Consider the following 21945-nt stretch of genomic DNA (forward strand, 5'->3'; position numbering starts at 1 on the left):
TTTACTGGGCAGGAGGTGCAGTCGCGGTCGTCAGGTGCCACCCGCCGGTCGCGAACAAGTCCCGGGTACGGGTCGCGGCCTCGTCCAGGCGGCCGCCGATGAGCAGCCCCAGCCCGTCGGAGCCCGGAAGAACCATGGGCTCGGACAGCGGCCGGGCGCCCATCCATCGACTGAGGCGCACCAGATCCGGACGGGTGATCGCGGCGAACTCCCGGACGGGCCACAAGGCGGCCGCCCAGGTGGCAGCCGCATGCATCACGAGGGCAAGCGCTTCCAACGAGCGGGCGGTGGGTGCGATGACGAGCCGCTCCCCGAAAAGGAAGCCGGCAGGGTCGGATGGCAGTGCGGCGCCCAGCTCTGGCGTGAGGTAGGGGCACCACTGGTCCGCTTCGCCTCGGCGCCGCACGAGGCGGACGGAACCGACCGGCACACCATCGGCATGGCAGAGCAGGACCAGGGCCTGTTCGTCCTCCGGCTCCCAGTCGGGGGCCGGCAGGGGGAACCCGAAGTCTCGTCGCAGACGAGCCACCTGTGTCCGTTGGCGGTCGGCCTCGTCCGGTACGTCGGTGAGAGACAGGGATTCGACGGTGAATTCCCGCTCCTGCCCGCTGTGCCTGGCCTCAAGCCTCATCTTCGGCCCGGCTTTGACAGTTGGGGTCACGACCCAGCCTTTCTCTCGTTCGGTCGGCATCACAAAAGGCTCCTGGCGCTCCACAGCTCGCAAAAGATCCGGTGCTCGCTGGCGCGCCGCAGCCACTCCACCCCGGCGGTTCCGCCGGTCCCGGACTTGGTACCGATGATCCGTTCCACGGTGAGCAGGTGCAGGGCACGCCAGCGGCCGAAACCCTCGGCGACAGCGATGAGCGCCTCGGCGAGCTCGAACATGACCTCACCCGGACCACCGGCCTGGTACACGTCCGCCCATGCCCGTTCCACGGCATCGTGTGGCACATACGGTTCGGCAGGGTTCCGTACGAGCACGGCCTGCGGGATGGCGGCACCGCGCCGTGCCAATAGGTGCAGGGCGGCGTCGTACACACTCGGTGCGGCCAGAGCCGTCTGGACCTGCGCGTGCACCTGCGGCACCCTGCGGTGCGCCCGGGCCATGGCAGCGTTTTTGTTGCCCAGGACGTATTCGAGCATCCGGTACATGTACGACTGGAAGCCCGACGCCTGGCCCAAGTGAGCGCGGAAGGCGTTGAACTCGGTGGGAGCCAGGGTGCTCAGCACGTCCCAGGTTCGGGTGAGCAACTCGACCACCCGATGCGCGCGGCGCAGCGTCCACACGCCTTGGGCGACATCATCGGCGTCGAGCATTTGGCGGACGGTGCACAGTTCCCCGTAGAGCAGCTTGAACAGAAGCTCTTTCACCTGTCCGAGGATGTAGAACGTCGGCTCGGCGGGGGCGTCGGACAAAGGGTGCTGGAGGGACAGCAGGACATCGATGCTCTGGTAATCGATGTAAGGAGTACTGGGGCCGGGGAAGTCCAAAATGGGGCCGTCCTCGACGCCACGCGGATCGAGCGGACTCACGTCATGCCCCCGTGTACGCACTGCCGGCCGAGGTCGCAGGAGCGGAATCGGGGCGGAACCGGGCGCGCGCCCGCGCGAAGTGCTTCTGCAGCAAGGGGTCGGTAACCGCCCCGGCGTCGTACCTGCGACCGTAACGCTGGTCGTATGTGGCAAACGACCGGCTGTCCCCGTCGAGGAAGAGCACGTCGTGAACCGCCATGTGCCGCAGGGCCAGCATGGGAACGGGAGAGCGTGACGCCCGGAACGAGGGATTCCGAGCTGCTCTCTCATCGCAGTCCGCGTGGAACTGTCCCAGCATCAGCCCCCTCGCTACGAGCGCCGGTTTGGTGTACCGGTGCGCCTCATCGGTGAGGCTCAGCCGGTCCGCGGGCAGTCCGGCCAGCACCACCACCAAGGCGTGGAGAGTCCGGTTCCGGGTCGCCCATTGCGTGTTCTCGAAGACGGCGACCATCTGCCTCACCAGAGATACCAACCCCGCAACAGTGATCTGCGGGTCTACCGGCCACGCCTCCAGCCGAAGACTGCGCGCACGCAGTGCCGGGGCGACAAAAGGGCACACCGCGCCCGGTCGACCGATCCGCGCATCTGCGACACAGAGATAGTCGGAGAACCACTCCCGGGCCTTCTCCAGACTCATCGCCACCACATTCCTGCCGCTCTCCTGCTACTGACCACCCGGTCCTCGGTCCGAAGATCCAACACGTTCATCGACAACAGGGACACTGGCGGACCAAACGGATCACCCAAAGGGATGGGTGTGCCGGTGCATGGCGCTGCCGCGCACACCATGGACGAGCACGCCCGACCGGCAGGGCGGTAACCACACCTACCGGGGAGCAGTGATACCGCCCGACAACAACTCATCTGCGCAGCCCGCCACAGCGGCCACACCCGTCCTGCCACACTTTGACTCCTCGAAAAGCGCCATGCGGCAGAAAGAGCGGGATCCCGTGTGGCCCACGGGTGCGAGCATAGAGATCGAAGTGTTGATCCATCAGGAGCGTCCTTCCATCGGGTGTTTCGCCCTTGTTCGCTGACATTGCACTGTTGACCTGGTCAGGGTCGACGGCAGCGGCAGCCGGCCGTCCACGACCGTCAAGATCACTTGGACATCAGTCAAGATCGCAAGTTAGGGGACAGGGGCGCCGCATATGGGGTTCCTTCGGTAATCGCCGAAAAAACAACGGAGTGGCCCCTGACCTGCGTCGGTGCAACGGCAACTGCCTGATGCTCGTATCGACGATGAGACAGGCGAAGCAAGGAAGAGCAGCCGTGGCTGTCTGGTTCGGAAGCCGTCCGGTCCAGAGTCACAGCCGTACTGCCCAGGCAACAGAGTGCACCCACTGGCGGGAAGGTGACGGTGCTCGGGTTCAGGGGCGAACTGCCGGGCCGGGCTCAGACTGCAGTACCTGCTGGAGCGGGGTGGCGGGGTGGCCGGTCAGGTCGTTGATGGCGGTGGTCACCTGAGCGAGGGAGCCGTCGGCGATGGCGGTGTAGGTGGAGACCCAGGCGTCGAGCTGCCATTCGGGAGCGCCGTAAGGTGCGCGGGAGGCGTAGGCTTCCTCGACCGTCTCCGGGTGGTAGGAGACAGGGCGTCCGGATGCGGCGGCGATCGTGGCCGCCACGTCGGTGAGGGTGAGGGCCTGCGGGCCGGTCAGCTCGTAGGCGCGGCCGGCGTGTGGGCCCGGGTCGCGCAGAACGGCGACGGCGGCGTCGGCGATGTCGTCCTGAGCGACGACGGCGGCCCGTCCGTCCCCAGCGGGGCCGCGGATGACGCCGTCCTCGCCCACGAGGGCGGGCATGAAGTCGGCGTAGAGGTTGTCGCGCAGGAACGTGAAGGGCAGACCGCTCGCGCGGATGTGCTGTTCAGTGTGCCAGTGGTCGCGGGCCAGGGTGAACGTCGCATCCGGCGCGGCGCCGTAGAACGAGATGTACGCCAAGTGTGCGACTCCGACCTGGGTTGCGGCGTCGATGAAGGTGCGGTGCCGCTGGAGGCGATCGGGGGTCTCTGAAGCGGAGACCATGAGGACACGGTCGGTGTCGCGCAGGGCTCGCACCAAGGCGTCGTGGTCACTGTAGTCGCCGGGGACGGCGGTGGCGCCGGGCAGGTCGGGTACCCGGGCGGGGGTACGGGCCAGGAGGGTCTGCCAGATCCCGGCGGCGGCCAAGCGGCGGGCGATGCGTCCGCCCAAGTGGCCAGTGGCGCCGGTGACGGCGTAGGTGGGAGCCATCGTGTTCTCCTCCTGGTCCTACAACAACTACGGCGAATCCCTTGACAGCGTGCACGCCAGCGCACACCTTGGCTGCGTAGGTCAGAAGCAGGAACGGGAGACCACCGCCCGACGCGAGGACGGCCAGCGCGTTGGCGTCCTCGTCGGTGAACCAGCCGGAGACCCGGTCCTCCCCCTCCGCGTCGCCGGCCAGCACGACCGCAGCCTTCCCATACAGCACCGTCTCCCACAGGCGCAGCCTGCGGGAGACCGTGGTCGGCAGGATCAGCAGCTGCCGTGCCCTACTCAGGCGTTCTGCCTGCTGATGGCCATGCCCAGGAACAGACCCACCACCAGGGCGACGCTCCCGGCACCCATGACGGCCCAGGTTCCGGCGTGAGCCGCGGAGAAATCGAGGTCATACCGGCCTGCGTGCCTGCCTGCGCGGCCTGCGCGCCGGACTGGGTGGCCTCCGCCACAGCCAAGGCCTTCTCCAGCTCATGGACCTAGCTCTCCAGCTCTGCTGTCTCCACGACGGATTCCTCTCAACCATGGGGTGCCGGACCGCTTCCGGCACCCACCCCTCAGCTTGGAACCACGTCCCGTAGCGCGCACCGTGACAGCGGCATCCGGGGCACGCACCGTCGCGGGAGCACACCCACCGCGGGGGCCCGTGGAGCTGAGATGGAGGGCGAGGAACGGGTCGCGAACTCGGCCGTCGCACTGCGTGCGCCCTATGTGCAATGAAGCGGAGACCGATATGGCCACCGGCACGGTGCAGTGGTTCAACGCGGAAAAGGGCTTCGGCTGCATCGAGCAGAACGGCGGCGGGCCTGACCTGTTCATTCACTACCGGGCCATCGCCGGCGCCGGCAACCGGGTCCTGCAAGAAGCCCAGAAGATCCGCTTCGATGTCACGCAGGGACCGAAGGGACCGCAGGCCGAGAACGTCACACCGGCCCGATCACCGCATCCGACCGCTCAGCGTGCCCTCATCGCCTCGATGCGCGGTGCGAGGTCAGACTCCACGCGCCCATGCCCACGACGGACCCGGTGTCGCGTGCCGGCCGTCCTGTCGAGCGGCGGTTCCTACAGGGCGTGGCAGGTGCCGCCGCGGACCATGTCGAGGTGCATGGCGACGATCGGGCATGCCTTCTTGGCGGCGTTGGTGACGGCCGTGTCGCTGCCCGAGCGGATTTGCGTGTCGATCAAGGCCAGGGTCTTCGTGTGGGCGGCTTCCTGGTTGGCAGCCATGCGGGGTCGTATCCAGCCGTTCCGGCCTTTTCACTGACGCCCCTGAGCGCCTGCTGCTGCCCGGGCGCCGGTGCGGCAGGCAGCGTCATGCCGCCTTTGGTGGCGATGGCCGGCAGGTCCTTGTCGAGCTTCTGGTGGTCGGTGACCAGCTTGGCACCCACCTGCTTTACGCAGGCTGTCATCGTTGCCTTCGACACTGTTGCCCCCGCCGTCAGTGCATTCCCGGCATGGGGCGGCGGGCGCCGGGGCCGTGGCGGGTGTCGTTGTCGCGGGCGGCAGAGGCTGCGGCGAGGGCGAGGAGGGTGGCGATGGCGCCGACGATCAGGTTACTGGTGATGGACCGGGTGCGGGCGACATCGCCCGCGACGACCCAGGGCGCGGTGCAGGTCCAGATGCCGATGGCCGCGGCCGCCCAGGCCGTGGAGTGGGTGCGTTCGTAGGAATTGCCGGAAGCGCAGAGCAGGAGCATGTAGGCGATACCGGCGATGAGATGTGACCAGAGCGAGGGCCATGATCATCCGGTCACGCGTCGCGGCGCTCACCTTGATGCTCGTCTCGTCTACCCACGACGCCCAGTAGAGGAGGAGGGGAGGCCAAGAACCGCCGCAGGCGCATACGACTGGTTTTGGTCACGAGTTCCGGTTCTGGGGTGAGCAGGATGGTCGTGCCGCCGCCTGGCTCGCCAACAGGCGCGGCCTTTAGGCCGCGCGGCGGGGGAAACCGAAGCGTACCGGGCCGACACCGGGCGAGATGTGGACGAGGGGGGAATCGGCCGGCTCGGGCAATCCCGCGGCGGACAGCAGGGACTCCTCCAAGCGCACGACGGCTCCGGTGGAGAGCGGCCAGGGCTCGTGGACGACCGGTGTCCGCCATAGCGCGCCTGCGGATACCGAGTACGCGTGGAAGCGGTCGGTCAGCCACGAGTCCAGCGGGCGGGGCGCTCGGATGCGCTGACCGGTCCGCACTTCGAGGTCGTATCGGGGGCCTCGGCGCCCTCGCCGGCCCGCGTAGTGGCACGTGCCGCCGTGCTCCTCCACCACCAGGCGCGCCCGGGAGTACGGGATCCCCAGGAGCCGTGCGGTGAGCATGGCCGGGTGGGTGACGTCGAGGGCGAGGAACCACAGGCCGCTCGGTCCGCCGCCGTGCCGTACGTAGGTGCGCAGGTTCGTCTCGGGGAAAGTTCCCCGGGGCATCGGCACGCCCAGGACCTGGGTGCGTGACATGAGGAAGGGTGTCATGCTCACCCAGCCCTGTCCTGCGAAGACGTCGGCTTCGAGGTGGGGCGGCAGCAGGCTCTGGATGACGGCTGGGGGGTACGGCCAGTGCACGAACGCCTGCCGCGTCCAGTACACCGACAGGAAGGGAACCCTCACACCTTGCACTGCACCCTCCAGCTGCCTCACCAGCTCCCGGTGTGCAGCGCCTACCCGCCGGCGCATCCGAGAATGCCGCGGGGACGCCAGCGCAGGCCACAAGAAACCGCCGCGCCCGCACTCCGGCTCATGACTGAAACCCGCGGTGCCGACGGGCCTCACTTGCAGGACAGCTCATTTCTCAGGGGCTGCGGGGTTTGCGGTCGGCGCTCTTCTTCGCCGGAACCGCCTTGTCGACTGCCTCCTTCGCGGCAGTTTTCTTGGTGGTCTTCTTCGCGGTGGGCAGGTCGTGGACGCTGGCATCGGCCCCGCCGCTGCGGGAAGCCTTGGCCTCACTGACGGACTTCTCCAGCATCGCCATCAGGTCCACGACCTCCGCCGAGGCCGGCTCGGGGGCCTCGACCGGCTCAGGGCGGGTGCCGGCGGCCTTGGCCTCGATCAGCTTCTCCAGCGCCTGGCGGTACTCGTCATGCATCTCGCCGATGTCCCGGCCGGAGAGTGTGTCCGCAAGAGCGACGGCCGCGGTCGGTCTCCTCGTCGGAGACCTCCACGTCCCGGATGTCGACGAGGAAAGCAAGGGCAGAGCGGGGGCTCGCATCGTTTCGAGGGCAGTGAGCACCGAGCCGTTCAGACCCGGGCCCTCCCGTCAAGACACGTCCTCCAGGGGCATGACGGGGGTTGCCGCCGACGCGCCTACTTGAAGCGTGGTCACGCCGCAAAGACGGCGAGACCAGCCAGGAGAACGGCGGCCTGTCAAGGTCCCGCTTCAGCCGGCCGCCGGTCGCTCGGGCGCAGATCGCCCGGCCGTGTTCCGGCGGCCTCTATCCGCAAGGAGCACTCATGCCGTATGACCGCCCCTGCCCGACCACCGCCCAGTCCAAGCAGATCGTCCTCCTCATGAACGAAAACGTAGTAGGCCAAAGGATGTAGCGGTGCGAATAGCCGGGGACGTGAGCCCCACCACGTCCCCGTGACCAGCACCCCGCCCTCGCCGGTCAGCTGCAGGGCCTCGGCCTGAGCCCGGGAGACGAGTTCGTCGGTCAGCCGGTCGTCCACCGCCTTCGACGGCTTCGGCTCCGCCGGCTCGACGGTCTCGGCCTCGGTCACGTTCTCACTGGTCATCGGTGCATCTTCCTTGATCGGGAGTTACACCGAACGATTTACAGCCCCCACCGCGTGCACCCTCGATCCGTGCGCGCGCTCCGGAAGGCGACGACATCGCCGGTGAGCCGGGCGAGACTGTCCGTTTCGCCGACCGCCGGCGCAAGGTGCACCTCCGACGGCGACGCGGTGACACGGCTCGTGGGTGACGTCGGCCTCGTCAACGTACGACGGCGGGGGCGAGCGCGGCGGGGGCGAGCAGGGCCGGGGTGCCGGTGCCGGCGGCGGGAACGGTCCACAGGTCGCTGCTGTCGTCGCTGGGGAGGGAGTAGGCGAGGGTGTGGTCGTCGAGCCAAAGGGCCTGGTCGTCGATGTTGCGGCCTTCGGTGGTGGCCGTCTCGCCCATGGTCTTCAGGTCGAGGACGTACAGCCGCCAGGGGGCGTCGTCGCTCAGGCCGGAGACGCGCTTCTTGTAGGCGACGCGGGTGCCGTCGGGCGACAGGGAGGGGCACTCGACGTTGCCGTGCAGTGTGGTGAGGGTGTGTTGGATTGCGTCGCCGGCGACCAGGTGGGTCTGTCCGCCGGTGGCGAGGGTGGCGTAGAAATGCTCGTCGTCGGCGAAGGTGACGCCCCAGATGTTCGTGTCAGCGGATCGGTAGGGCTTCCCGTCCAGGGTGATGGCGTAGGTCTCCAGGTTTTCTTGCAGGGTCCAGGTGCGGGTGTCCAGGATCGAGGTGCGGGTGGAGAAGTCGGTGCCTGCGTATGAGTCCCCGCCGACGAAGACCGTCCAGGCCACGAGGTTGCCCGAGGGCGATACCCGTGACCGGGTGGGGATGCCGGCGAGGTCGTACCGGCGGCGTTCGTGCAGGTCGGCGTCGAGGACGACCGCGCGGTAGGTGTCCTCCAGGACGCCGTGGACGGCCTGCAGGCATACCCCGGTACCGGCGGCGGCGTGGAAACGCAGGCAGGCCGGCGTCGCCACCGTCCGGGTGCCCCGGGGTTCGGTGAGCGGGACCGCGGCGAGGTGGTCGCGCTGGGCACCCCAGGTCATGCTGCGGAACACCAGTCGCGCTCCGTCGGTGTGGGGTCCCAGGCCGACGATGCCCGCCTTGGCCGGCGGCCCGTCGGCCGCCCGGTTGGCGCCCCGGGCTTCGTCGCCTGCGCGCAGGACGGTCCAGACGCCGGCCGCGACGAGGACGGCGGCGGCGGCGCACAGGACGAGGAGACGGCGGGCGAAAGTCATGTATGAGTTCCTCTTCCGTGGGGTTCTTCGGCGGGCGGACAGGCAGGCGGAACGCACGCCTGTCGGCGGCGGGTCAATCAGGCGGGTCAATCGGCCGCCGCCCGCGCCCGGTCATCGGTGAGCGGGTCCAGCAGTCGCGCCGCGATCACGACGGCGGCGGTGAGGGCGGCGGTCATGAGGGCCAGGGCGGTGGTGTCGCCCCAGCGGCTCCAGAGCGCGCCGACCGTGAGGGAGCAGGCGAACCGGCCCGCGGCCTGGCCGGTGCCGACCAGCGCGAGTCCGGCGCCGCGCCGCTGCTCTGGCACTGCGTCCGCGGCGGCCGCGGCGAGGGTGCCGTCGGTGGCGGCGTAGAAGAGTCCGTGCAGGGCGAGGACCGCGGCGGCGAGTCCCGCGCCGCCGCCGGGGAGGGCGAGCAGCAGGGCGTACCCGGTCAGCAGCGCGGCGTGGCCGAGCACGAACATGCGCCGGCGTCCGATCCGGTCGGCGAGCATGCCGGCCGGGGCGGCGAGCAGGAGGTAGACGGCAGCGGTGCCGAGCGGCAGTAGTGGGAACCAGGTCGCGGGGAGGTCGAAGCGGCGCTGGAGCAGCAGATAGACGAAGGAGTCGCTGACCGTGGCGAGCCCGAGCAAGGCGGCGCACGCGGTGATTCGACGCAGGGCGGGGAGGTGGAGCAGTTCGCGCAGGTGTGGCCGCGCTGCTGAGGTCGGTGGCGTGGAGCGCAGGCTGCGGCCGCGGACGAAGAGGACCAGGACGAGCACGCCGAGTGCGGCGACGTATGAGCTGACGGTGAAGATGGCGTGGTAGCTGCCGGGGGCGCCGCGCAGGATGAGGAAGGCGAGCAGGGGTCCGGTCAGCGCGCCGGCGGTGTCCATGGCCCGGTGCACGCCGAAGGCGCGGCCGCGCCGTTCGGGCGGGGTGGCGAGAGAGATCATGGCGTCGCGGGGTGCGGTCCGCAGTCCTTTGCCGACCCGGTCGGCGGCCAGGACGAGGCCGATCAGCGGCGTGGTGTGGGCGAGGAGGAGCGCCGGCCGGCAGAGCGCGGAGAGGCCGTAACCGGCGGTGGCGACGGCCTTGTGGCGTCCGCCGCCGCGGTCGCCGAGGAAGCCGCCGAGCAGCCGCAGGACGGCGGAGGCACCGTTGAAGACACCGTCCAGGACGCCGAATCCGAGTGGGGATACACCGAGGGCGGTGACGAGGTAGAGGGGCAGGATGGCGGTGACCATCTCGGAGGAGACGTCGGTGATCAGGCTGACCGTACCGAGGGCGAGTACGGTGGGGGCGATCCGCGCGGACCGCCCCGGCCCGAGGGCCGGGGCGGCGGCGGACGCCGTGGAGCGTCGGCTGTCCGCGAGGTACATGGTCAGTTCCAGACGCCGGTGATGTCGGTGGCGTTGGCCGCCTTACCGGCGTGCTTTCCGGTCCCCGCGAGGTCCTCCAGGGTACGGAGCATGTCGTAGTGGTTGTACTTGGTGGTGGGCGCGCTGCCGGCCTTGACGGGCTGTCCGTACAAGACGGTGGGGATCTGGTTGCCGCTGTGCTTGTCGTCCTCGTCGTAGGTGATGACCAGCAGGCTGTTGTGGGTCTTGGCCCAGGCGGCGTACGCGCCGAGGTTGCTCTTGATCCAGCCGTCTCCGGTGGCCACGTTGCAGTCGTGCATGTCGGAACAGAGGTTGGGGGTGACGAAGGAGACCGTGGGGAGTTTGCTGAAGTCGCTGGGGAACTGCGCGAAGGTGTGGCCGGTGTTGGCCGGGACGTTCTTGAACGCGAACCAGGGGTTGTGCTTTTGGGCGTACTTTCCGCTCTTGCAGGTGGTGGAGCCCTCGTTGGGCAGCGACTCGTTGTAGCTGCCCCAGGTCTTGCCGGCCCCGGTCAGCTCGGAGGCCAGGTTGGGGGCGGACATGGAGCCGACGTGGTAGCAGCCGTCATCGGTGATGCCTTGGGTGCTGCCGGAGAAGACGGCGAAGTAGTTCGGCTGGCTGGGGTGGGTGATGCCGTAGGACGCTTTGAGGACCGCGCCTCCGTTGGCGAGCGAGTTGAGGTACGGCGCGTCCTTGCTGCCGATGATCTGCTTGTAGGCGTGGTTCTCCATCATGACCACGACGACGTGGTCCGGCTTGGGTACGGCCCCCGCGGCGGAGGCGGAGCCGATGCTCACCAGGGAGGTGACGGCGCCCGCCGCCACGGCCGTCGGCAGTGCGACGGCGAGCAGGATCTTCTTCCGGTTGCGGCGGTGACGGCCTTGGGTACCAGCGGACATTCTGTCTCCTGTGTCAGGGGTGTGGGAGGGTGGTCGTCCGGTGCCTCGGCGGCGGTATGCGACCGCCGGTCCGGGCAGGGTGCGAGGGTCAGCAGGCGGTTGAAGGGCCTGCCGGCCCAGGGTTGGTCGGTGGACCTCTGGCCCGCGGGCTGACGGTCATTTGGTGGGGTTGTCGCCCAAGCCCGCGATGTAGAGGAGCCGGTTGGGGGTGTTGGTCCCCGCGTTGCCGATCTTGCCGGTGGTAGCCGCCTTGATCAGCGCGTCCTGCACCTGCGCGGGAGTGGCCGTGGGGTGGGCCGACAGGTAGATGGCGGCGGCGCCGGCGACGTGCGGGGCGGCCATCGAGGTGCCCGTCAGCTTGTGGCTGTCCTTGTCACCGCTGTTCCAGGCCGAGGTGATGCCCGTGCCGGGCGCGAACAGATCGGTGCAGGCACCCCAGTTGGAGTCCGAGCGGCGCTGGTCACCGGAGGTGGAGTTGTTCACCACGATGGCCTCGCCGATGTCGCCGGGCGAGTTCCTGCACGCGTCGGCCCCGCTGTTGCCGGAGGAGACCACCCAGGTGACCCCGGAGGCGATCGAGTTGCGGATCGCCTTGTCCTCCGCGGCGCTGACCCCACCGTTGATGCTCATGTTCACCACGGCCGGTTTGACGGCGCGCTTGGTGATCCAGTCGGCGGCGGAGACGATGGCCGAGGTGGGGATGGAGTCGTTGCACGGCGTGACGCGGACGGAGACCAGCCTGACGCCCTTGGCCACGCCGTAGTCCTTGCCGCCGACGGTGCCCGCGACGTGGGTGCCGTGGCCGACGCAGTCCCCGCCGTTGCGACCGTCACCGACCAAGTCCACCCCGATGCCGGCCCGCCCCCCGAACTGGCTGTGCGTGGTCCGCAGCCCGCTGTCGACCAGGTAGACGGTGACGTTGGAAGCGGTGTTCGGCGCGGTGTAGCTTCCGTCCAGCGGCAGGCTGCGCTGGTCGACGCGGTCCAAGCCCCAACTCGCCACCGACGCCGCCTGGGCGGCCTCCGGTGCCGAGGCCGAGTGCTGCACACTGTCCCGCTCCACCGACTCGACCGCGGGATCGGACGCCACCTGCTGCGCCTGGCCCGGCGTCATCTCGGCGACGTAGCCGTGCAGGGCCGTGTCGAAGACCGTACGGACGGAGCCGCCGTGGGCCTTCGCCAGCCGCTCGGCGACGGAGGCGACCGTCGCCTGCTCGGCCTGTCTTCCTTGGGCGGCGGTTGTCCGCGCGGCGTCCGGGGACGGCACCCCGCCGTCCTTGAACACCACCAGATAGCGGCCGGCTATGGGCTCGCCGACCGTGCGGAGCGTGTCGGAGGGATACAGGGCGGCGTTCGCCGGGCTGGTGACCGCTGCGGCTGCCGCCGCGGCCACGACGGTGGCCGCGATGACCACGGCGGACGGTTTCCTCCTACGAGCGTGGCGAGGTGCATGATTCCGGGACAAAGTGCCTCCTTGGAGGAGTGAATTCAGCGTGTGGTTCGGTAGTGGCGCGCCGTCGGTGACGTGGCGGGTGCCCGTCGTTGGCGCCAATCGACTACGGCGAGCTCGGCCGACCTGCGGCGCGCGGAGGAGACAGTTGCCGGGAACGACCAATTCCGCGGCTTTGTCGAGACGTCCGGGCACGGCGAAAGGCCGGGGTTGGGGTGGGGTGGGAGCAGCCTCACGTATCGCGGGCCCAGAGGCACACTCGTCGCGCATCAGGTCTTCGCCATCCCCTGGAAGCGTGGCGTGGGGTGCTTCCGCGGCGGTGGTGTGCTCGGCCTTTCCGGCAGCGCCCCACGTCCTGCGGCTGATCACCCGAACGCGCGTCTTCCCGCTTCCCGCCGTGATCGGCGCCCCCCTCCACGTCGTCGTGGCGGGGAGTGGCCGGACGTCGACTCAGGCCGCGTCGCCGAGGGTTCCTGAGGCCCTTCTCGTAGCGGCCGCCCCGGAAGTCGGCGGCGCGGTCGGCGATGTGGGCCACGAGCGTGTAGCCGCCCTTGGCGTACCTCTTGCGGCAGAGCTCGACGTCGTCCTGGGAAGCGTCGTCCTTGGCCCTCGCGCAGAGGTCACGACGGTGTAGTCGACGGTCTTGGGCTGCTTGAGGTGGAGTCGCTGTCCCTGTCGTCGCGGAAGGAGGCGACGAGGATCGACGCGTGGTGTTGCCTGGCATACCCGGTGATGCCCAGGATCGGCTCGAGGCCTGCCTTTGTCGTGATGGGTGGCGAGCGAGGTGTGGTCCATGCCCGGGGCCAACGCCGGCCTGTCGCCGTTCTTCGCCCCGGCCGGCGACCGTCGAGGTGTGACTGGATGTTCTGGGGGACGGCTCTGACGTCCGACTCCCACCGTTTCTTGCCCTGCGCCGAGGACGTGGAAGCCTGCGCACCCTCCGGGACGAGAGCGGCGACGCACAACACGACGCCGGCACAGAGCGCTAACTTCGCCAACATGCAGGTCTCCTGGTGAGGGGTCGGGGATCGGACTCCAGGACTCGACCGGGCGCTCCGGCCGGTCGAGCATCTGACCGGGTTCCGGGGCGGCCGGGTTTGGCACCCGGGGTGGAGGAGCCCGTTCCGGCGGAGCGAGCCGGGGCACTAGATCTACCGTCAGAGACATGCGCCGGAGGTGACTTTTTGCCAGTGGCGCGCTTTGGCCATAAAGGTCACGCACCCCCGATCGACGTCAATCCGCGCCCGGCTTCCGCTTCGCTCAGATCCAGCCGTTGCGCGCGGCGTGCAGCGCCATCTGGAACCGGGTGACGGAGCCGGCACGGGAGTTGAGCTGCTCCAGGTGGCGCGAGAGCGTGCGGCGGCTGATGCCCAGCAACTCGGCGATGGTCGCGTCGGTGACCCCGGTGGCCAACAGCTCGATGATGCGCCGGTGGATCGGGCTGAGGGCGGACGGCACGCGGCCGCTCAGGTGCATCGGCAGCGCCGCCCTCCACGAGGTCTCGAACAACCCCGTGAGCGCGGACAGCAGGCTCGACGGACGGACCAACAGCAGCGAGTCGTTCACCTCGGCCTCGACGAAGGACATCGACACGATGGCCAGGCGACGGTCGAAGATGGTGAGCTTCACGGGAACGGTGGGCAGGATCCGGGCCTGCTCCCCCGCGGCTATGCAAGGCTGGATGTTGACGGCGTAGTACGCGGCGTTCTGAACGGCGGACCGGGAGTACACGACCCGGTACTCCACGCCCTGCCGCAGGTTCTCGATCTGGATCGGGTTGGCCGCGCCGTGCGTGTGATACGGCGGCGAGTCGAAACGCAGGACCTCGGTCTCGGCGGCCGCCTCGATGGTTTCGATGCGCTCGATGATGGAGTCGCCGGTGACGACCTCGACCAGGTTCTCGGTCGGCTGTGGGCTGACGGAGCGCCGGTAGCCGTCGTAGGCATTGACGGCGGCCTGCTGGGCCTCGCGGAGTTCGGCGGCGCGACTGTGCGCTAAAAACTCCAGCGCGATGGTGGGCTCCACCGGCACGTGCCGGCGGCCACCGGTCTCCGAGACGGTGACCAAGCCCAGCCTGCGCAGTTGCGCGAGATCCTCTTCCAGTGCCGGGCTGTTGTCCGGGCCGCTGCACTCCGGGCCCTCCCGGTCGCGGTCCGGGTTGTTTGCCGACTGCTCGCCGTCGTCGGATCGGGCGGCGAGCAACGCCACGTAGGCCTTCGCCTCACGGCGCGTCAACCCCAGGCGACACAGGTGGGTTGACAGGTCCTCATCGGTCATCAGCGTACCTTCCGGTGAAGGCAGGCCGGCTCGGGCGTGCGCCGGAAGCGGCACGGCCACTCCGGTCCCGTCGCCGCCGGCTGCGTGCGGTGTGCCGGGCATCGTGACACGTACCAACCGGTAGCTGTCAGGCGATACCGCTCCCCTACCAAGATCCACACCACCTCCGACCAAGATCAACATCATCCGGCCGGTGCCTCGGACCAAGAACGCTGCACGGCAAGAGGACCATCTCCTCGACCGGACGCCCCTCCACGCCAGTGGCGACCCCTCGCCACCCCGCGGACCCGGTCGGCGGTAGACCGTGAACAACTACCCGGCCGCCTCCCCTGGAGCCCCTCTTGATCAGCGTGTTCGACCTGTTGCGCGTCGGCATCGGCCCGTCCAGCTCCCACACCGTGGGCCCGATGCGCGCCGCGCACCGCTTCGTCCGCGGACTGGACCAGGACGGCCTACTCGCCGACGCCGCGGCCGTCGACGTCGAACTGTTCGGCTCGCTGGCTGCCACCTGCGCCGGCCACGGCACCGACAAAGCCGTCCTGCTCGGACTCACCGGCGAGCAACCCGAGACCCTCGACACCGCCACCGCCGACGAGCGCTTCCGCCGGCTCACCGCCGAGCGGCGGGTGCCGCTGCCGGGAGCGCAGGCCGTCGACTGCACTCTGACCCTCCACCCGGACCGGTTCCTGCCGACCCATCCCAACGCCCTGATCTTCACCGCGCTCGACCGGCACGACACCGTCCTGGACAGCCGCACCTTCTACTCCGTCGGCGGCGGCTTCCTACTCCACGAGACGCACGACGCCTCGCACCAGGTCCCCCGCCCCTTCACCAATGCCGAACAACTCCTCGACCTGACCGGGGACGGCCCGATCAGCGACCTCATGCTCGCCAACGAGACGGTCCGCCGGCCAGAGCACGAGGTCCGCCGGCGGCTCCTGCACCTGTGGAAGATCATGCGCCACTGCGTCGATCGCGGCTGCCGCACCGAAGGCATCCTGCCCGGCGGCCTGAACGTTCCCCGCCGCGCTCCGGCGCTCCACCGTCGCCTCCAGCAGCAAGGAGGTTCCGGGGACCCGCTGCACGCCATGGATTGGGTCGCGCTCTACGCCCTCGCGGTCAACGAGGAGAACGCCGCCGGCGGCCGCGTCGTCACCGCGCCGACCAACGGCGCCGCGGGAGTCCTCCCCGCCGTCCTGCACTACTACCACCGGTTCGTTCCCGGCGCCGACGAGGACGGCACCGTACGCTTCCTTCTCACCGCAGCCGCCATCGGCATCATCGTCAAGCACAACGCCTCCATCTCCGGAGCCGAGGTCGGCTGCCAGGGAGAGGTCGGCACCGCCGCCGCCATGGCCGCCGCCGGACTGACCGAACCCCGGACAGCAGGCTGCTGATCGTTCACCGGCCGCCAGGCCCGCGTCCCGTCACCGGGCAAGGCCGGCGACCAGCCCCGCGACAGTGAGCCAGCCCGGTCCGGTCCCCCGTTCCGGCGCTGGGGGGTTTGCGGCCGGCGCTCTTCCTCGCCGGATCCTGCTTGGCGGCCGCCTTCTTCACCGGCACTGTCTTCTTGGCGGCCTTCTCCGCTGCGGGCAGGTCGTGGACGGTGGCGTCACCGCCGCCGCTGCGGGAGGCTTCGGCTTCGCTGCCCGACTACTCCAGCATCGCCATCAGGTCCACGACGTCCGCCGAGGCCGGCGCGGGGCTTCGCCCCCATCAAGGGTCTGGCTCGTTGAGTCAGCCAACCCCCTTGACGCGACCCGTGTCGTGACACGTTGCCGACCACCCAGGGCAGAGAACAGCTGCCCGTCGAGGCAGCCGAGGCGGCCGCCCACCGGCGTTTGACCCCGACGTCTACAAGCACCGCAACGTCGTCGAACGGCACCGCACCGGCGCGGTGCTTCAACCGCTTGAAGCAGAGGCGCGGCATCGCCACCAGGTACGGCCCAGTGGTCGGGAGGGCGAGGACGGCGTCGGTGTTGAGGGACAGGCCGGTCTCCTTGATGGCGTGGTTGACCTCCACCTGCCAGTCGGTCAGGTACTCCCGGCTACCGGATAGGACGGTGTCGGTGTCGGTGTCGGTGTCGGTGTAGGCGAGGATCGTGTCGGTCACTGCGACGGCGTGCACTCCCAACCCGGCTCTCCCTGCCTTCGCACCGGTGCCGGCCTTCGGTCGGGGTGGCAGCTCGTTGCCGTCGGCCAGAGCCTTCTGCCCGGCCGGGGTGAGGTTCCAGATTTGGTGCTTGCCGTCCTTGCCGTTCGTCTCCGCCGGCCCGAGCTCCGCCAGTTCAACCATGGCCCTGCGCACGTACAACCGGCCGTCCGACCCTGCTTCCGTGATCACCTGCGCCATCCTCAGCATCCACAGCGCCTCGGCCCGTACCTTCCTGGTCGTCCCCTTCGCTGGTGCCTTGCCGAGCAGCCCCCTTCGGGCGGCGTGAGCTGCGGTGATGGGCACGACGTTCGAATCATTCACGGCCTGGACGCGGCACTGGGTTCCGGGCCATCCAGAGGGCTCTCAGCACCCCTTGACCACGTCGGGCGCGGCTCCGGCTCGGGCTGCCGGGCATCGCCGGCGTGCGTCACCGGGCTCCTCACGCGGGTGGCGTGGGACTCCGGGCAGACTCCCGCATTCACCTGGTACTGGTGCCGGGGAAGCCGATGGCGTGACGCCTGTTATCGAGCCGTGATCTTTGGGCGGGTGCGGCGCAGAGCTCGGAGACGATCGTGAACGAGGCCGTCACCATCGGCACAGCCATAGCCGGCGCCATCGCCATGTGCGTGGTCTGGCCGTGTGCCATGCCGTTGTGGATCTTCCGGCCATCGTCGAGGTACCCCGCCTGCCGGGCGGTCAGGATGCCGGTCTCGGCGCCCCGCGTGATGGTTCGTAGATGCCGGACGCGCGCGGGACGTGCTTGACGCGGCACGCAGTCGAACTCCTCCAAGGTGACCTGCTGCTCGAACTTCGCCCGTGCCGGAATGTACGGGCGGTCCGGCCGTACGCTCCTCGCTCCGCCCCGGCTGGCTGCCGGGGCGGAGCGAGGGAGCGTACGGGGCCGGGCTCAGCGGGTGCTTGCGCGCCGGCGCCGGCGGAGCACGGCGGCTGCGCCCGCGACGGCGAGTGCTGTGCCGGAACCGCCGGCAAGCAGCAGGGTGGAGGACGAGGCGTCGTCCGCCTCGCTCTGGGCGCTGTAGCCGCTGGAGTAGCCCTTGGAGTCGTACTCCGAGCCCGGGAGCTTGTCGGCGTAGCGGGCCTTCACCAGCTTCTGGTAGTCGCCGAGCGACACGGACGCCCGGCCGCCCAGTCCTTGCCGGGCCTCGTCGTTGAGCGGCTCGACGGTCAAGAGCTTGAGCTGATACCAGCCGCGGATCTGCGGCTCGGTGAAGACCAACGTGCCCACGGTGGCCTTGCCGGCGTACGTGGCATCGCTGTCGCCGTCGCTCACGGCCGCCAGGTGCCAGCCGCCGCCCTGGGTGGGGGCGAGCATGACGGTGGCGTTGCGGCCGTTGACGGGCGTGCTCAGCGAAGAAACCAACTGCGTCAGCTTGATCGCCTCGGTGGGCAGCGGCTGGGCGGTGCCCGCGACGAACCCGGGGGTGATCTCGTTCCGTGCCAGCGGGTCCTTGATCGTGAAGGCCGGGAGGCCCTCGCACGGCTCGGCCGTTTCGGGGATCGTCTGCACCGGTCCGTTGACGCCGTCGGTGGGAACCGGAGTACGCAGGAAGCGGCAGACGGTGTTGCGGACGTCGGTGGACTTCACCGCGTCGAGGGCGGCCTGGTAGTCGGGGATGTCAGCCGGGAGAGGGTCCTTGGCCGGGGCCGCGTGGACCGGACCGAGGACGGACAGCAGTGCAGATGCACTCAGTGCGATGACGATGGACAGACGGGAGGAGCGAGAGGCCGCCCGCGTCCTGGACATTCGGGTGCCGCTGGTGTCGCGCATGACGCCTGCCTTAGCGGGAGATACCGATGCGGGAGTGGGTCCACTTGGACGAGCTGTTGCTCACGTAGTCGTTGTAGTTCCACCAGGTGTACGTGGTGGTGTCCGGCCACGGGTCGGCCACGGCGATCGTGCTGTTCGACGTGTCGAAGCCGTAGACCACGTTCATGTGGCCGCCACCGGACGTCCACCCGATGCGGGCACCGATCGGCCGGGCCGCCTTGACGTCGGTGTATACCTGGTTGAACGTGGCCGCGCTGCTCAGGCCCGATCCGGTGCGGGTCATGCCGAGGCTGCCCCAGCCCCTGGCCATGTCGTCGAGCGTGGCGGGCTGGTTGTTGCAGCCGTAGGAGGGTTGGGCCCGGTTGCAGAAGTCCGTCTGGGTGGAGCCGAAGCCCTGGAACTTGGCGATGGTCAGCCCGGAGGCGACCCAGCACCACTGGGATTTTTCCTGCTTCAGCATGCTGATGGTGTCCTGGCCCGCTTCCGCGTGAGCCGTGCCTCCCGCGGCGGCGAGCGATCCCAAGGCGGCCAGCGCGATGGCCGACGCCGTGGTTCCGTACCTGAACCTGCCCATTTTCCTGCCTTCCCCTGGCTGATGGGTGCAACGAGATGAACGGGGCAATCTGACAGGAATATGACAGCGCACCATGCCAAAGCCAGATAGGGATCCGGCGGGGAATTCACCCCTACTGACCACTTGTCGGATAATTTGCGGCGTACGGGACCCGGTGCATGTCGATGGGCGCGGCCGACATCCAGCACCGCGGTCCGGTGGGCCGGCCGTCATCCGGCAGAGTTTCCATACGGTCAAGGGTCGCGCGCCCGACTGTCCGTCCTGGACCAAACGATGTCCCGTAAGGGGTCGTGTGGGTAGATCGAAGTCTCTGGGGTGCCGCGCGGGTTATCCGGCGAGAGCGAGGTTGTGGAGTCGGGCGACGCCGAGTACGGCCTGGTGGACGCCGTCGCCGCGCAGGCGGCAGTCGCGGAGGATCTTGAATGTTTTCATCCTGGAGAAAGCGTGCTCGACTCGGGCTCTGGCCCGGCGGTGGAGGGAATGTCCGCTTCTTGTTGAGGGGCGAGGGGCCGACCTGGCCGTGGCCAGTGCGGGATGAGGGCGGGGGCACCTCGGTAACCGCCGTCGCCGAGGACCGGCGCGTTCTCAACGGCGCGGTCCACGCCGGATTCCCGGTAGGCGCGGGCGTCGTGGCGGTTGCCTGGCAGTGGCCGTCCGGCCGCCACGACCAGCCGGGTGTTCGCGTCGATGATGACTTGGTCGTTGGTGGAGTACCTGTGGTTCTTGGAGGAGGCGGCGATGCTGCGGTCGCGGGTGGGTACCAGGGTGCCGTCCACGATCAGGACGGTGCCCGCAGGGTGCCGGCGCCGTACCGGTGCCAGCGCGAGAAGTGGTGCGATGTCGTCGATGACCCGGTCCATCGCCGACTTCGACACCCCGAACAGCGGGCCGAGCTGCCTCATGGTCGGATTCAGCGCCAGTACGCGGACACCAGCATGACCCGGTCCTCCAGTGACAGGGACCACGGCCGGCCGCCCGTCGGCGCACCACCGCCACGGCGTCGCACCATCCCGATGAGCTTGCGGAACTGCCGCTCGCTCAGCCCGGAGAACAGACCTGTCCACCCCGGCTCAGACGCCGTGACCACAGGCCTCACATCAAGATCATCACATACCTGATCAGGGCTTACGGGACATCGTTTAGCTAGCTCAGGCCGGCTCAACGACGAGTCCAGGTCCAGGTCACAGTCCCGCCGTTCTGCTTGCGGAGCTGGCGCCAGGCCGCGTAGGGGATCCCTGATGCTGCGGTTGTCGAACGGGTCGAAGCAGGCGGCCTCCCGAAGGTCGCCCACACAGCGAACGGTCCCTCGTACGGGCGGCTCGACGGGCACCCGCCCCCGGACGGCCGGAGGATCAGTGCGGGGACACGCGACGGGAGCCGATCAAGGATGACGAACACCGCTGGTCGCTCGAAGAGGGCGCGCATCGTCCTGTCCGGTGTGTTGCTCCTCGCCGGGGTCGTCTCGACCGGGTGCAGCGGCGAGGCCCGCGATGCCGGGCAGGGGACTGGAGCAGGGCCCCGCCCCCAGGTGGCGCGCTCCGGCAGGGTCACCGTCGTCTACGAGGCCCAAACGGTCAAACCGCAGGACCGGGAGGCCGTGGCACTGATCCGGACCTCCCGCGTGCTGGAGCGTACGGCCGACTGGGTGAACAGATCACTCACCCTCCCGCACGACATGGTCGTGAAGGTCACCGCCGCCGTGCCACCCGGCGTTACCGACGCCGTCACCCAGCCCGACGGCAGGACGATCTTCGTCCCGCCACCGTTCCTGACCGAGATCGAGAAGGCCCTCACCGACGTCGTGAAGACCGTCGAGCGGCCCGCCCCGTTCCCCGCGTCCGAGTACAACACCGACGACCTGACCGTGCTGTCGACCGAATTCATCTTCGGCCACGAGATGGGCCATGCCCTGCAGCGCCAGCTCCTCCTGGCCAACCTCGGTCTCGAAGAAGACGCGGCGGACGGCTTCGCGTCCTTCTATACCGTCAACGAGGTCGGGCCGGGTCCGTCGCTGGCCGCCGCGATCCTCTTCGACGAGATCGCACGCAAGGAAGGCACGCCGACCCTGGAAGGCATGTCGAGCGACCACCCCATTACCCAGCAGCGGGCCTTCAACTTCCTGTGCTACCTGGAGGGCAGCGACCCCAAGAAGTACCAGCAGTCCCTGGTCGACAGCGGCTATCTCCCGAAGACCCGCGCACCCCTCTGCCCGCAGGCGTGGGCAATGCTGGACTACGGCTGGTGGACCCAGCTCCGACCCCACTTCAGCGGGGCGTTCAGGGACCGGGGTGCCGAGGAGCAGAAGAAGGCGCACGGGAGGCTGATCGCGGAGACGGAGACTCTGGCGAAGCGCATCGACGAGATCCGCAGCGGTCAATGAGTCGGATGACGCGTACCCCGTCGATCTCGTCCGCGTAGTCGCGCAGCAGGGCTCGGGGACTTCGATGGCGAGTTCGGGGGTTGACACTGATGGCGACGATGACGCGGTCCAGGCGGTGCGTCTCGTTCGCGGCGCGCGAGCGGCGCGCGGAGGGGGCAGGCGACACGAGGCTGCTCATCCGCGAGGTGGGCCGGGTGGACAAGGCGGGCGGTCTCCCCCAGGACGCCGGTCTCCGGGGCGGGATAGCCGTGAGCGGCGATGTCCTCCCGCACCGAGGCGAGGACACGACCTGCGCCCGCTGCTCGGCCGCGTACGCAAGGACGGACGCGGCGAGGTGCTCGTCGAGGGGC

The 21945-nt window shown here is 69.3% G+C and carries 18 protein-coding genes and 4 pseudogenes; 3 read left to right on the forward strand and 19 right to left on the reverse strand.

What is annotated here, in order from left to right:
• Window position 1: 1 nt before the first annotated feature.
• The 4 genes from OHA81_RS00535 to OHA81_RS00550 form a co-directional block, all read right to left on the reverse strand.
• Entirely contained in the window at window positions 2-694 is a 693-nt protein-coding gene (locus OHA81_RS00535; RefSeq protein ID WP_329191640.1) for a hypothetical protein, read from the reverse strand.
• On the reverse strand, window positions 691-1533 hold the full coding sequence (locus OHA81_RS00540; protein WP_329191642.1) for a tryptophan 2,3-dioxygenase: 843 nt from the start codon (window positions 1531-1533) through the stop codon (window positions 691-693). The genes OHA81_RS00535 and OHA81_RS00540 overlap by 4 nt, the downstream gene beginning before the upstream one ends.
• Window position 1534: 1 nt before the next feature.
• Complete coding sequence (locus OHA81_RS00545) at window positions 1535-2170, reverse strand: DUF6875 domain-containing protein (RefSeq protein WP_329191644.1); 636 nt, start codon at window positions 2168-2170, stop codon at window positions 1535-1537.
• Window positions 2171-2903: 733 nt separating this feature from the next.
• The gene (locus OHA81_RS00550; protein WP_329191646.1) at window positions 2904-3764 is read right to left on the reverse strand and encodes an SDR family oxidoreductase; all 861 of its coding nucleotides are present in this window, start codon (window positions 3762-3764) and stop codon (window positions 2904-2906) included.
• A 739-nt stretch (window positions 3765-4503) separates the two neighbouring features.
• Between OHA81_RS00550 and OHA81_RS00555 the strand changes: the two are divergent.
• Window positions 4504-4704 (forward strand): annotated as a pseudogene (locus tag OHA81_RS00555) (cold-shock protein); the annotation flags it as partial.
• 247 nt (window positions 4705-4951) lie between these two features.
• On the opposite strand, the gene OHA81_RS34525 reads toward OHA81_RS00555, so the two are convergent.
• From OHA81_RS34525 to OHA81_RS00600, 10 genes and pseudogenes are all read right to left on the reverse strand, one after another.
• Window positions 4952-5179: a DUF4142 domain-containing protein gene (locus OHA81_RS34525; RefSeq protein ID WP_443056739.1), complete on the reverse strand. Its 228-nt coding sequence runs from the start codon at window positions 5177-5179 to the stop codon at window positions 4952-4954.
• A 29-nt stretch (window positions 5180-5208) separates the two neighbouring features.
• Window positions 5209-5487, reverse strand: a pseudogene (locus OHA81_RS00560) (SPW repeat domain-containing protein); the annotation flags it as partial.
• 208 nt (window positions 5488-5695) lie between these two features.
• Entirely contained in the window at window positions 5696-6370 is a 675-nt protein-coding gene (locus tag OHA81_RS00565; RefSeq protein WP_329191650.1) for a YqjF family protein, read from the reverse strand.
• A 181-nt stretch (window positions 6371-6551) separates the two neighbouring features.
• A complete protein-coding gene (locus OHA81_RS00570) occupies window positions 6552-6845 on the reverse strand; it encodes a hypothetical protein (RefSeq protein ID WP_329191652.1) in 294 nt (97 codons plus the stop codon).
• Window positions 6846-7345: 500 nt separating this feature from the next.
• A pseudogene (locus OHA81_RS34530) lies at window positions 7346-7492 on the reverse strand (transposase); the annotation flags it as partial.
• Between the two features lie 199 nt (window positions 7493-7691).
• Complete coding sequence (locus tag OHA81_RS00580; RefSeq protein ID WP_329191655.1) at window positions 7692-8714, reverse strand: TolB-like translocation protein; 1023 nt, start codon at window positions 8712-8714, stop codon at window positions 7692-7694.
• Between the two features lie 86 nt (window positions 8715-8800).
• Window positions 8801-10072: an MFS transporter gene (locus tag OHA81_RS00585; protein ID WP_329191657.1), complete on the reverse strand. Its 1272-nt coding sequence runs from the start codon at window positions 10070-10072 to the stop codon at window positions 8801-8803.
• Between the two features lie 2 nt (window positions 10073-10074).
• Window positions 10075-10971, reverse strand: coding sequence for an alkaline phosphatase family protein (locus OHA81_RS00590; protein ID WP_329191658.1), 897 nt, complete (start codon window positions 10969-10971; stop codon window positions 10075-10077).
• A gap of 156 nt (window positions 10972-11127) precedes the next feature.
• A complete protein-coding gene (locus OHA81_RS00595) occupies window positions 11128-12384 on the reverse strand; it encodes a S8 family peptidase (RefSeq protein WP_329191659.1) in 1257 nt (418 codons plus the stop codon).
• A gap of 1296 nt (window positions 12385-13680) precedes the next feature.
• On the reverse strand, window positions 13681-14799 hold the full coding sequence (locus OHA81_RS00600; protein ID WP_329191661.1) for a helix-turn-helix domain-containing protein: 1119 nt from the start codon (window positions 14797-14799) through the stop codon (window positions 13681-13683).
• A gap of 248 nt (window positions 14800-15047) precedes the next feature.
• Between OHA81_RS00600 and OHA81_RS00605 the strand changes: the two genes are divergently transcribed.
• The gene (locus OHA81_RS00605; RefSeq protein WP_329201929.1) at window positions 15048-16094 is read left to right on the forward strand and encodes an L-serine ammonia-lyase; all 1047 of its coding nucleotides are present in this window, start codon (window positions 15048-15050) and stop codon (window positions 16092-16094) included.
• Between the two features lie 215 nt (window positions 16095-16309).
• Here the strand turns inward: OHA81_RS00605 and OHA81_RS34535 are convergent, their stop codons facing one another.
• From OHA81_RS34535 to OHA81_RS00635, 5 genes and pseudogenes are all read right to left on the reverse strand, one after another.
• Window positions 16310-17155 carry a replication-relaxation family protein gene (locus OHA81_RS34535; protein ID WP_443056389.1) on the reverse strand — a complete coding sequence of 282 codons (846 nt, stop codon included), beginning with the start codon at window positions 17153-17155 and terminating at the stop codon, window positions 16310-16312.
• 175 nt (window positions 17156-17330) lie between these two features.
• Complete coding sequence (locus OHA81_RS00620; protein ID WP_329191663.1) at window positions 17331-17642, reverse strand: hypothetical protein; 312 nt, start codon at window positions 17640-17642, stop codon at window positions 17331-17333.
• A 117-nt stretch (window positions 17643-17759) separates the two neighbouring features.
• Complete coding sequence (locus OHA81_RS00625) at window positions 17760-18641, reverse strand: hypothetical protein (RefSeq protein ID WP_329191665.1); 882 nt, start codon at window positions 18639-18641, stop codon at window positions 17760-17762.
• A 10-nt stretch (window positions 18642-18651) separates the two neighbouring features.
• Entirely contained in the window at window positions 18652-19215 is a 564-nt protein-coding gene (locus tag OHA81_RS00630; protein WP_329191667.1) for a papain-like cysteine protease family protein, read from the reverse strand.
• 327 nt (window positions 19216-19542) lie between these two features.
• Window positions 19543-20311, reverse strand: a pseudogene (locus OHA81_RS00635) (transposase).
• 291 nt (window positions 20312-20602) lie between these two features.
• On the opposite strand from OHA81_RS00635, the gene OHA81_RS00640 reads away from it, so the two are divergent.
• Complete coding sequence (locus OHA81_RS00640; protein WP_329191669.1) at window positions 20603-21595, forward strand: DUF4344 domain-containing metallopeptidase; 993 nt, start codon at window positions 20603-20605, stop codon at window positions 21593-21595.
• Window positions 21596-21945: the final 350 nt, after the last annotated feature.

Origin of the sequence: Streptomyces sp. NBC_00667, assembly GCF_036226825.1 — a bacterium.
Taxonomy (GTDB): Bacteria; Actinomycetota; Actinomycetes; order Streptomycetales; family Streptomycetaceae; genus Streptomyces.